10 protein-coding genes are annotated in these 10,424 nt (G+C 63.9%); 8 read left to right on the forward strand and 2 right to left on the reverse strand.

The features are described 5' to 3' along the window. Positions 1-228: 228 nt before the first annotated feature. On the reverse strand, positions 229-591 hold the full coding sequence (locus FJ960_RS29270; protein ID WP_140509647.1) for a nuclear transport factor 2 family protein: 363 nt from the start codon (positions 589-591) through the stop codon (positions 229-231). A gap of 112 nt (positions 592-703) precedes the next feature. On the opposite strand from FJ960_RS29270, the gene xylA reads away from it, so the two are divergent. Then, positions 704-2,029: a xylose isomerase gene (gene xylA, locus FJ960_RS29275; protein ID WP_140509649.1), complete on the forward strand. Its 1,326-nt coding sequence runs from the start codon at positions 704-706 to the stop codon at positions 2,027-2,029. 208 nt (positions 2,030-2,237) lie between these two features. After that, a complete protein-coding gene (locus tag FJ960_RS29280) occupies positions 2,238-2,447 on the forward strand; it encodes a hypothetical protein (protein ID WP_027142450.1) in 210 nt (69 codons plus the stop codon). 60 nt (positions 2,448-2,507) lie between these two features. Here the strand turns inward: FJ960_RS29280 and FJ960_RS29285 are convergent, their stop codons facing one another. Beyond that, on the reverse strand, positions 2,508-3,488 hold the full coding sequence (locus tag FJ960_RS29285) for a GlxA family transcriptional regulator (RefSeq protein ID WP_140509652.1): 981 nt from the start codon (positions 3,486-3,488) through the stop codon (positions 2,508-2,510). Positions 3,489-3,567: 79 nt separating this feature from the next. On the opposite strand from FJ960_RS29285, the gene FJ960_RS29290 reads away from it, so the two are divergent. The 6 genes from FJ960_RS29290 to FJ960_RS29315 all read left to right on the forward strand — a co-directional run bounded on the left by FJ960_RS29290 (position 3,568) and on the right by FJ960_RS29315 (position 10,336). Continuing rightward, complete coding sequence (locus tag FJ960_RS29290) at positions 3,568-4,485, forward strand: 3-keto-5-aminohexanoate cleavage protein (protein ID WP_140509654.1); 918 nt, start codon at positions 3,568-3,570, stop codon at positions 4,483-4,485. A 22-nt stretch (positions 4,486-4,507) separates the two neighbouring features. Then, on the forward strand, positions 4,508-5,137 hold the full coding sequence (locus FJ960_RS29295) for an HD domain-containing protein (RefSeq protein WP_140509655.1): 630 nt from the start codon (positions 4,508-4,510) through the stop codon (positions 5,135-5,137). Continuing rightward, positions 5,134-6,228 (forward strand): carnitine 3-dehydrogenase, encoded by a 1,095-nt coding sequence (locus FJ960_RS29300; RefSeq protein ID WP_140718560.1) that lies wholly within the window; start codon positions 5,134-5,136, stop codon positions 6,226-6,228. Before FJ960_RS29295 ends, FJ960_RS29300 begins: the two co-directional genes overlap by 4 nt. Positions 6,229-6,232: 4 nt before the next feature. Next, positions 6,233-7,396, forward strand: a complete 1,164-nt coding sequence (locus FJ960_RS29305; RefSeq protein WP_140718561.1) for an acyl-CoA dehydrogenase — start codon at positions 6,233-6,235, stop codon at positions 7,394-7,396. An 86-nt stretch (positions 7,397-7,482) separates the two neighbouring features. Beyond that, positions 7,483-9,561 carry an acetate--CoA ligase family protein gene (locus tag FJ960_RS29310; RefSeq protein WP_140718562.1) on the forward strand — a complete coding sequence of 693 codons (2,079 nt, stop codon included), beginning with the start codon at positions 7,483-7,485 and terminating at the stop codon, positions 9,559-9,561. Next, complete coding sequence (locus FJ960_RS29315) at positions 9,554-10,336, forward strand: carnitinyl-CoA dehydratase (RefSeq protein WP_140718563.1); 783 nt, start codon at positions 9,554-9,556, stop codon at positions 10,334-10,336. Before FJ960_RS29310 ends, FJ960_RS29315 begins: the two co-directional genes overlap by 8 nt. Positions 10,337-10,424 lie beyond the last annotated feature (88 nt).

Raw genomic sequence — 10,424 nt, forward strand, 5'->3', positions numbered from 1 at the left:
AAAGCCTCCAAAGCAACGAAAATGGCCGCCCTCAATCCTCACAACAAGCCTCCCGCAATATTGCGCAACGGGCCCTCAAGGGGGGAGATCGGCAGTTTCACCGTAGGCGACAATTCTGCAACGTTGGTTATTGGCGAAAACAGCCAAAACAGACAATCTCCCCCCTTGAGGGGGAGATGGCCGGCAGGCCAGAGGGGGGCGCCTCGCATCCCCCTTTCCAAGTTGCCCTCACTGAGCCGGCACCTTGTCCAGGAAACCGGTGACGCTCTTCAGGCGGCCGTTCTCGATGATTCCGATATCGGTGCCTTCGATGACGGAAGGGGTGCCCTCGGGCCCGAGGTTCCAGGAGAAGCGGATTTTGTCGGCAAAGCCGTCCGGCGTGCCCTTCAGCGAGAAGCGGAAGCCGGCAAAGCGTTGCTGCACACCGTCGATCAGCGCCGCGACGCCTTCATGGCCGTCGCCCTGCATGAGCGGATCGCGATAGCTGACGTCCTCGGTGAAAACAGCCCTGAGCAAGGCCGCCCGGCGGTCGGCATCGGCTTCGTTCCAGGCGGTGATGTAATTTTGGGCGATCGTGTTGAGGTCGGTCATGGTCTGTCTCTTTCGTTTGACGGTTTTGACATGACCGTTTTCGACCAGCGCCGGCGTGAAACCAATTACGCCTGAGGTAATCAGGCAAAACTATCTTGGAGAGGAAGAGAACATGAGCAGCGGCTTTTTCGGCGACATCCAGAAAATCAAATATGAGGGCCCGGATTCGACCAATCCGCTGGCCTATCGCTTCTACAATCCCGACGAAGTGGTGGCCGGCAAGCGGATGGAAGACCATCTGCGCTTTGCCGTCGCCTACTGGCATTCCTTCGCCTGGCCGGGCGGCGACCCGTTCGGTGGCCAGACCTTCGACCGTCCCTGGTTCCCCAAGGCCGGCGGCGTCGACACGATGGAACTGGCGAAACTGAAGGCGGATGTCGCCTTCGAGATGTTCTCGCTGCTCGGCGCGCCTTATTTCTGTTTCCACGACGCCGATGTGCGGCCCGAGGGCAAGGATTTCTCCGAAAGTGCGGCCCGCCTCGATGAAATCGCGGATTATTTCGCCACCAAGATGAAGCAGACCGGCGTCAAGCTTCTCTGGGGCACGGCGAACCTGTTTTCCAATCGCCGTTTCATGTCGGGTGCAGCGACCAATCCCGATCCGGATGTATTCGCCTACGCCGCCGCGACGGTGAAGAGCTGCATCGACGTCACCAAGCGGCTGAAGGGCGAGAATTACGTGCTGTGGGGCGGGCGCGAGGGCTATGAGACGCTGCTCAATACCGACCTTGCCCGCGAGCAGGAACAGGCCGGCCGTTTCCTGAACCTCGTCGTCGACTACAAGCACAAGATCGGCTTCAAGGGCACCATCCTGATCGAGCCGAAGCCGCAGGAGCCGACAAAACACCAATATGACTACGACGTCGCGACCGTCTACGGCTTCCTCAAGCGCTTCGGCCTGGAGAAGGAGGTCAAGCTCAACATCGAGCAGGGCCACGCTATCCTGGCCGGCCATTCCTTCGAGCATGAGCTGGCGCTGGCCAATGCGCTCGGCGTCTTCGGGTCGATCGACATGAACCGCAACGATTACCAGTCGGGCTGGGACACTGACCAATTCCCCAACAATGTGCCGGAGATGGCGCTGGCCTATTACCAAGTCCTCCAGGCCGGCGGCTTCAAGACCGGCGGCACCAATTTCGATGCCAAGCTGCGCCGCCAGTCGCTCGACCCGCAGGATCTGCTGATCGGTCATATCGGCGGCATGGATTCTTGTGCGCGCGGCCTGAAGGCGGCGGCCCGCATGGTCGAGGACAAGGCGCTGTCGGCTCCGCTCGCCGAACGCTACGCCGGCTGGAACGGCGCCGAGGCCAAGGCGATGCTGTCGGGCAAGCGCACGCTGGAAGAGATCGCCGAGCGCGTGGTGAAGAAGAAGATCGAACCGCAGCCGCGCTCCGGCCGCCAGGAACTGCTCGAAAACATCGTCAACCGCTACGTCTGACGCTGCCTGACCGCCGGCAATCCAAGCCGGCGCACCATGCGATTCGAGAGCTTGGCGCGCGGAAACCTTTTGCGCGCCATGCTGAAACCGACGACAAGGTTTTGCCCCTAAGCGCCCCTCAATTGCCCAGCTCTTGCCTTCAAACTGCCGTCACGAATCTCGTATAGATATTGCTCGTGGCGGGAGAGGAAGAAGGAGGCGAACCGATATGCAGAACGAACGTGAAATCGACGCCCTGCTCTCACCTGGCGAGGCCGGATCGATCATCGACCGGCTGATGGCAATGCCGCATCCAAAGCAGGGCGCACGCAGCACCAATGAATGGGACCGCGCCGTTGCCAGCCGCTTCGAGACCCATCTCGCGCGGCAGATGCGCTCGCAGATCGATGGCGGCAGCGACCGCCAGAATGCGGCATAAGCTCTCTTATCTGGGCATGTCGTTGCCCCAAAACCGCTACACAGTTTTGGGCGACCTGCACTACCCCCGGCGAAGCCTCACAGGGGCTTCGCCAAAAGCTCTTGAAAACGCTCTGGAAAAGGCCGCGGCAGACGAGAACCCCGTCCGCCCGGCGATATCCGCCATGGCGATCCGCGTGTCGACCACAAGCCGGCGCGCGGCACCCAGGCGCAGCCTGAGATAATAGGCGCCCGGTGTCTCGCCGATCGACTTGCGAAAGATGCTTTCCAGCGTCCGTGCCGTCACCCCGGCGCGCCTGGCAACCGCCTCTATGGTCAGCGGCTGATCGACATGCGATTCCATCAGCCGGATCGCCTGCGCCAGCCGCGGATCATAGCCGTCGAGCCGGCCGAGCGAGACCAGCGGCTGGGCATCGGTCGCGGCCCGCGCCTGGTCGTAGATGAAGACGCTGGCGACATCGAGCGCCACCGCCATGCCGAGGCGCGTGCGAATGAGATGCAGCATCAGGTCGAAGGTCGGCGAGGCTCCGCCCGACGTGAACACCGGCCCGTCGATGACGTAGCGGTCCGGCCGGACATCGACGCCGGGGAATGCCGAGGAAAAGTCCTCCATGTCCTCCCAGTGGGTGGTGGCGCTGCGGCCTTCCAGCAGGCCGGCGCGCGCCACCAGCCAGGTGCCGGCCTCGACGCCGCCGCACGCACGGGCCGCTCGCGCCGCCCGCCGCAAAGCTGAGAGGAGAGCCGACGTCGCATAGTTTTGGGTGCCGAAGCCGGCGACGACGACAAGCACATCGGTTGCCTCATTGGCGTCGAAACGGCCGCTGACCGCCACCGGCAGGCCGCATGTGGTGACCGGCGCCTCGCCTGTCACCGAGACCAGCTTGAAATCGAACAGGGTCTCGCCGGAAATGCGATTGGCGGCGCGCAGCGGGTCGACGGCGGAGGCCACGCACATGATCGACGAGCCGGAAAACACCAGCAACGTCACCTTGAGCGGCGTGCGCTCGGCGCGAAAGATATCCGGTTTTTCGCTTTTGATCATATCGCCTTCGTAAAACGCAAAGCAGCTTTGATCAAGTCGAGCGATGCTAGCGGCTGTTTCGAATGGGAGGAGAGTTTCGATGCCGCTCGCGATGAACCGTGAGGTCTTCATTACCTGCGCCGTGACGGGTTCCGGCGGTTCGCAGGACCGCTCGCCGCATGTGCCGCGCTCGCCCAAGCAGATCGCCGATTCGGCGATCGATGCGGCCAAGGCAGGCGCTGCCATCGTCCACTGCCATGTGCGCGACCCCGAAACCGGCAAGCCCAGGCGCGACGTGCATCTCTACCGCGAAGTGACAGAGCGCATCCGCGCGGCGGACGTCGACGTCATCCTGAACCTGACCGCCGGCATGGGCGGAGACATGGTGTTCGGCTCGCCGGAAGCGCCGCTGCCGCTCAACGAAAAGGGCACCGACATGGGCGGCGCCACCAACCGCGTTGAACATGTGCGCCAATGCCTGCCGGAAATCTGCACGCTGGACTGCGGCACCATGAATTTCGCCGAAGCCGACTATGTCATGACCAACACGCCCGGCATGCTGCGCGCCATGGGCGGCATGATGACGGCGCTCGGCGTCAAGCCCGAGATCGAGGCCTTCGACACCGGGCATCTCTGGTTCGCCAAGCAGCTGGTCGAGGAAAAGGTGCTCAACCCCGACGCGCTGGTGCAGCTTTGCATGGGTGTGCCGTGGGGTGCGCCCGACGACCTCAACACCTTCATGGCGATGGTCAACAACGTGCCGTCGACATGGAACTGGTCGGCCTTCGCCATCGGCCGCAACCAGATGGCCTATGCAGCGGCGGCGGTGCTCGCCGGCGGCAATGTCCGCGTCGGGCTCGAGGACAATCTGTGGCTCGACAAGGGCGTTCTGGCGACCAATGCGCAGTTGGTCGAGCGCGCCGCCTCGATCGTCACCAATCTCGGCGCCAGGATCCTGGGACCGGAGGAAGTCCGCAAAAAGCTCAACCTGACCAAGCGAGCGCCGATAGCGGCATAAATTATTCGCAGGGAGGGTCGATATGGCTACCGTAAAATTCACCGCGATGAAGGATGGCGACAGGCAAGACTACGAGTTCCTGACCGCCCACGAAATAGACTATGCGGCCAAGACCGGCGAGCGGCTGCTCGACGCGCTGGTGCAGCTCGACGAGGGCCTTTCCGGCTACAAGATCACCCGGCTCGGCCATTCGCTGCAGGCGGCGACACGCGCCTGGCGCGACGGCGCCGACACCGACTGGATCGCCTGCACGCTGCTGCACGACATCGGCGACATCTACGCGCCCTACAATCACGACGAATACGCCGCTTCGATCCTGAAACCCTTCGTGCGCGAGCAATGCACCTGGGTGGTCGAGAAGCACGGCGATTTCCAGCGCCTCTACTACGCCCACCATCTCGGCGGCAATCGCCATGCGCGCGACCGCTTCGCCGGCCATGCCTATTTCGACGATTGCGACCAGTTCTGCGAGCGCTGGGACCAGTCGAGCTTCGACCCCGACTATGAGACGCTGCCGATCGAATTCTTCCGGCCCTTCGTCCTCGAAGTTTTCGCCCGCAAGGCCTATGACCCGTCGGTCATTCGCGCCGGCGAGCGCGTGTCTCTGACCGATCCCGAAACCGCCAGGACAAGAACCGGAGCCTCTCAATGAGCATCATCAACAAGGCGGCCGCCATTGGCGGCGGCGTCATCGGCGCCGGCTGGGTGGCGCGCCTGCTCTTGAACGGCATCGACGTCTCGATCTTCGATCCTGATCCGGAGGCCTCGCGCAAGGTCTCGGAAGTGATGAAGGGCGCGCGTCGCGCCTACAAGCAGATGGTTCCCGGTGGCCTGCCCAAGGAAGGCAAGCTGACCTTCGCCAAGACCATCGCCGAAGCGGTGGCCGATACCGATTTCATCCAGGAGAGCGTTCCGGAACGGCTCGACCTCAAGCATCGCGTGCTGGCCGAGATCGACACCCATGCGCCCGCCAGCGCCATTGTCGGCTCGTCGACCTCCGGCATCAAGCCGACCGACATGCAGGTGGCGATGAAGAAGCATCCGGAGCGGCTGGTCGTCGGCCATCCGTTCAACCCGGTCTATCTGCTGCCGCTGGTCGAGATCGTCGGCGGCGACCAGACCTTCCCCGAAGCGATCGAAGTCGCCAAGGAAATCTACGCCTCGATCGGCATGAAGCCGGTCGTCATCCGCAAGGAGATCGAGGCTTTCGTCGGCGACCGCCTGCTCGAAGCCGCCTGGCGCGAGGCGCTGTGGCTGATCAAGGACGGCATCTGCACGGTCGAGGAACTCGACGACATCATGCGCTACGGCTTCGGCCTGCGCTGGGCGCAGATGGGCATGTTCCAGGTCTATCGCGTCGCCGGCGGCGAAGCCGGCATGCGCCACTTCATGGCGCAGTTCGGACCGTGCCTGAAATGGCCGTGGACCAAGCTGATGGACGTGCCGGAATTCAACGACGAGCTGGTCGACCTGATCGCCACCCAGTCGGACGACCAGGCGCACGGCCTGTCGATCCGCGAGCTGGAAAAGATCCGTGACGACAATCTGGTCGCGATCATGGACGCGCTGTCGAAGCAGAACAAGGGCAAGGGCTGGGGCGCCGGCGCGCTGCACAAGGACTATACCAAGCAACTCGCCAAGCTGGCGGCGAAGAAGCCCGTGGCTTCCAAGGCGGCCGAAAGGGCCAAGGCCGCCAAGCCGGTGAAGCGGGCCGAAAAGCCGAAGAAAAAGAAGAAGGGCTGAGACCATGGATTTCGGTCTTTCGGAAGAGCAGAAACTCATTGTCGAGACGACGCGCGCCTTCGTCGAGAACGAGCTTTATCCGCATGAACGCGAGGTCGAGCGCACCGGCGTGCTGCGCCGCGAGCTGATCGAAGAGATCAAGGCCAAGGCGATCGAGGCCGGGCTCTATGCGGCGAACATGCCGACCGATGTCGGCGGCGCGGGGCTCGATACGGTGACCTGGCTGCTCTACGAGAAGGAGCTTGGCCGAGCCAATTACGCGCTGCACTGGACCTGCGTTGCGCGCCCCTCCAACATCCTGCTCGCCGGCACGCCGGAGCAGCGTGAAAAGTACCTTTTCCCCTGCATCCGCGGCGAGAAATGGGATTGCCTGGCGATGACGGAGCCCGGCGCCGGCTCCGACCTGCGCGGCATGAAGGCGACCGCCGTGCAGGATGGCGACGACTGGGTGCTGAACGGCACCAAGCATTTTATCTCGCACGCCGATCTTGCCGATTTCGCCATCGTCTTCATGGCCTCGGGCGAGGAGGATTCACCGCGTGGAAAACGAAAGAAGATCACCGCCTTCTTCGTCGACAAGGGCACCAAGGGATTTACGGTGCGCGACGGTTATCGCAACGTCTCGCATCGTGGCTATACCAACGCCATCCTCGAATTCGACGACTGCCGCCTGCCGGCATCCCAGGTTCTGGGCGAGGTGCACAAGGGCTTCGATGTAGCCAATTCCTGGCTCGGCGCGACGCGCCTGCAGGTCGGCGCCACCTGCCTAGGCCGCGCCGAGCGGGCGCTTGGCCATGCGGTCGAATATGCCGCGCAGCGCCAGCAGTTCGGCCAGCAGATCGGCAAGTTCCAGGGCGTGTCGTTCAAGCTTGCCGACATGGCGACGGAACTGAAGGCCGCCGACCTGATGGTGTTCGAAGCCGGCTGGAAGTACGATCAGGGCACCGTCACCGACCAGGACATGGCCATGGCCAAGCTGAAGGCCACCGAAATGCTTGCCTTCGTCGCCGACGAGGCGATCCAGATCCATGGCGGCATGGGGCTGATGGATGACCTGCCGCTGGAACGCATCTGGCGTGACGCCCGCGTCGAACGCATCTGGGAAGGCACGTCGGAGATTCAGCGACATATTATTTCGCGGGCGCTGCTGCGCCCGTTCGGTGCTTAGAGCATGATAGCCAAAACCGGCATCCGGCTCTGTCGGGTAAACGGGATCGTTTGTCCTGAGATCGCGCTCAAAACGAAAAGATGACCATGCATAAACTCGAACGCCTTCTGCGCCCGAAATCGATCGCCGTGTTCGGTGGCGTGCAGGCCGCCGCCGTCGTGGCGCAATCGATCAAGATGGGGTTTGCCGGTGAGATCTGGCCGGTGCATCCGACCAAGGACGAGGTTGCCGGGCGCAAGGCCTACCGGTCAGTCGCGGATCTGCCCGGCGCGCCGGACGCGGCCTTTGTCGGCGTCAATCGGCACCTGACCATCGAGGTGATCAAGGCACTGGCCGAGCGCGGCGCCGGCGGCGCCGTCTGCTTTGCCGCCGGTTTCCTCGAAACCGAGGCCTATGACGAGGATGGCGAACGGCTGCAGGCCGAACTGGTTGCCGCCGCCGGTCAGATGCCGATCATCGGGCCGAATTGCTATGGCCTGATCAACTATGCCGATGGTGCGCTTTTGTGGCCCGACCAGCATGGTGGCATCAGGCTGGACGAGGGCGGCAAGGGTGTCGCCATCATCACCCAGTCCTCCAACATCGCCATCAACATGACGATGCAGAAGCGTGGCCTGCCGATCGCCTTCCTGATGACCGCCGGCAACCAGGCGCAGACCGGCCTGTCGGAAATGGCGCTTGGCCTGATCGAGGATGAGCGGGTGACTTCGCTCGGCCTGCACATCGAGGCTTTTGATTCGGTAGCCGGCTTCGAGCGGCTGGCGGCCAGGGCGAGAGAGCTCAAAAAACCGATCATCGCCATGAAGGTCGGCCGCTCCGAACAGGCGCGGCAAGCAACCGTCTCGCACACCGCCTCGCTTGCCGGGTCGGACGCTGCTTCAGGCGCCTTCCTGAAGCGGCTTGGCATCGCGCGTGTCGATTCCATCCCCGCCTTCATCGAGGCACTGAAGCTGCTGCACATCACCGGCCCGCTGCCTGGGTACAGGCTCTCATCGATGAGCTGTTCGGGCGGCGAGGCGTCGGTCATGGCCGACAGCGCCGAAGGGCGCTGGGTCAACTTCCCGGTGCTGACCGACAGCCATCGCGCCCATGTCAAATCGACGCTCGGGCCGCTGGTCGCGGTGGCCAATCCGTTGGACTACCACACCTTCATCTGGAACAACGAGCCAGCAATGACCGCCACCTTCACCGCCATGGTGTCGGGCGGCTTCGACCTCAACATGCTGGTGCTCGACTTTCCGCGCCCCGACCGCTGCTCGGTGACCGACTGGTGGGCGACGCTGCGCGCCTTCGAATCGGCGCTGAAGACCAACAAGGCGCATGGTGCCATCGTCTCCTCGCTGCCGGAGAACCTGCCTGAGGAATACACGGCCGAGCTGATGGCGCGTGGCATGGTGCCGCTGTTCGGCATTTCCGAGGCAATGGACGCCGCGCAGGCGGCGGCCTTTATCGGTTGGGCCTGGCGCGAGCCGCAGGCACAGCCGGTCGACACGAGGGCTGCCGGCGCATCCGACGTGCCGCGCGTCACACCTGACGAGGCTGAAGCCAAGGCGCGGCTGATCAAGGCCGGCCTTTCCGTGCCCAAGGGCGAGCGGGCCGGCAATGCGGTCGAGGCCGTGATCTCGTCCATGGCGCTCGGCTTTCCGGTTGCCCTGAAGGCTCTTGGCGTCGCCCACAAGTCCGAGGTCGGCGCCGTCAGGCTAAACCTCAAGGACGCCGAATCGGTCAGCACGGCAGCGCATGACTTGCTGCCGCTCGGCACCGGGCTCTATGTCGAACGCATGGTGCGCGACGGCGTCGCCGAACTGATCGTCGGCTTCACCCGAGACCCGATGTTCGGCGCTGTCATGACGCTGGGTACCGGCGGCGTGCTGGTCGAGTTGCTGCGCGACAGCGTCACGCTGATGCTGCCGGCGACCCGCGACGACATCGAGGCCGCGCTGCGCGGGCTGAAACTGTTCCCGCTGCTCGAAGGCTATCGCGGCCGGCCGAAGGCCGATGTCCAGGCCGCTATCGACGCCATCGCGGGTATTGCCGGCTTCGTGCAGGAGAATGCCGGCGAGATCGAGGAACTCGACATCAATCCGCTGATCGTCTGCACGCAAGGCAAGGGCGCCTGGATCGCCGACGCGCTGCTGGTGCTGGGAGAAAACAAGAATGTCTGACGTCATTTCGACCCGCCGCGAAGGCACTATCCTCGAGGTCACGCTCGATCGCCCCAAGGCCAATGCGATCGACCTGAAGACCTCGCGGCTGATGGGCGAAACGTTCAAGGCGTTCCGCGACGATCCGGAACTGCGCGTCGCCATCGTCAAGACCGCGGGCGACAGGTTCTTCTGTGCCGGCTGGGACTTGAAGGCCGCCGCCGGCGGCGACGCGGTCGACGGCGACTATGGCGTCGGTGGCTTTGCCGGCCTGCAGGAATTGCGCGATCTGAACAAGCCGGTCCTCGCCTGCGTCAACGGCATGGCGGTGGGCGGCGGCTTCGAGCTGGCGCTGTCCTGCGACCTCATCTACGCCTCCGACCATTCCTCGTTCGCGCTGCCCGAAATCCGCGCCGGCACGCTAGCCGACGCGGCGACGATCAAGCTGCCGAAGCGCATCCCCTACCATGTCGCCATGGACTTGCTGCTCACCGGCCGCTGGATGGATGTCGCCGAGGCGCATCGCTGGGGCCTGGTCAACGAGGTGCTGCCCAAGGAAAAGCTGGAGGACCGCGTCTGGGAGGTCGCCCGCCTGCTCGCCAGCGGCCCACCGCTGGTCTTCGCAGCGATCAAGGAGACGGCGCGGGTGGCGGAATCGTTGACCTTCCAGGATGCGATGAACAAGGTGACGCGCCGGCAGTTGGCGACCGTCGACGCGCTCTATGGGTCGGAGGACGGTATGGAAGGTTTTCGCGCTTTCGCGGAGAAGCGCGAGCCTGTGTGGAAGGGGAAATAACTCGGAGATGATGGCGCCAGGCACCCCCCTCTGCCCTGCCGGGCATCTCCCCCTCAAGGGGCCTGTTGCGCAATTCTGGCATTGTGAT

It is taken from the genome of Mesorhizobium sp. B2-3-11 (assembly GCF_006442215.1).
GTDB lineage: Bacteria > Pseudomonadota > Alphaproteobacteria > Rhizobiales > Rhizobiaceae > Mesorhizobium > Mesorhizobium salmacidum.

Bases quoted from the DNA above. Each gene is read 5' to 3' on its own strand.
- FJ960_RS29270 (WP_140509647.1), bottom strand. From the start codon at position 591: ATGACCGACCTCAACACGATCGCCCAAAATTACATCACCGCCTGGAAC.
- xylA (WP_140509649.1), top strand. From the start codon at position 704: ATGAGCAGCGGCTTTTTCGGCGACATCCAGAAAATCAAATATGAGGGC.
- FJ960_RS29280 (WP_027142450.1), top strand. From the start codon at position 2,238: ATGCAGAACGAACGTGAAATCGACGCCCTGCTCTCACCTGGCGAGGCC.
- FJ960_RS29285 (WP_140509652.1), bottom strand. From the start codon at position 3,488: ATGATCAAAAGCGAAAAACCGGATATCTTTCGCGCCGAGCGCACGCCG.
- FJ960_RS29290 (WP_140509654.1), top strand. From the start codon at position 3,568: ATGCCGCTCGCGATGAACCGTGAGGTCTTCATTACCTGCGCCGTGACG.
- FJ960_RS29295 (WP_140509655.1), top strand. From the start codon at position 4,508: ATGGCTACCGTAAAATTCACCGCGATGAAGGATGGCGACAGGCAAGAC.
- FJ960_RS29300 (WP_140718560.1), top strand. From the start codon at position 5,134: ATGAGCATCATCAACAAGGCGGCCGCCATTGGCGGCGGCGTCATCGGC.
- FJ960_RS29305 (WP_140718561.1), top strand. From the start codon at position 6,233: ATGGATTTCGGTCTTTCGGAAGAGCAGAAACTCATTGTCGAGACGACG.
- FJ960_RS29310 (WP_140718562.1), top strand. From the start codon at position 7,483: ATGCATAAACTCGAACGCCTTCTGCGCCCGAAATCGATCGCCGTGTTC.
- FJ960_RS29315 (WP_140718563.1), top strand. From the start codon at position 9,554: ATGTCTGACGTCATTTCGACCCGCCGCGAAGGCACTATCCTCGAGGTC.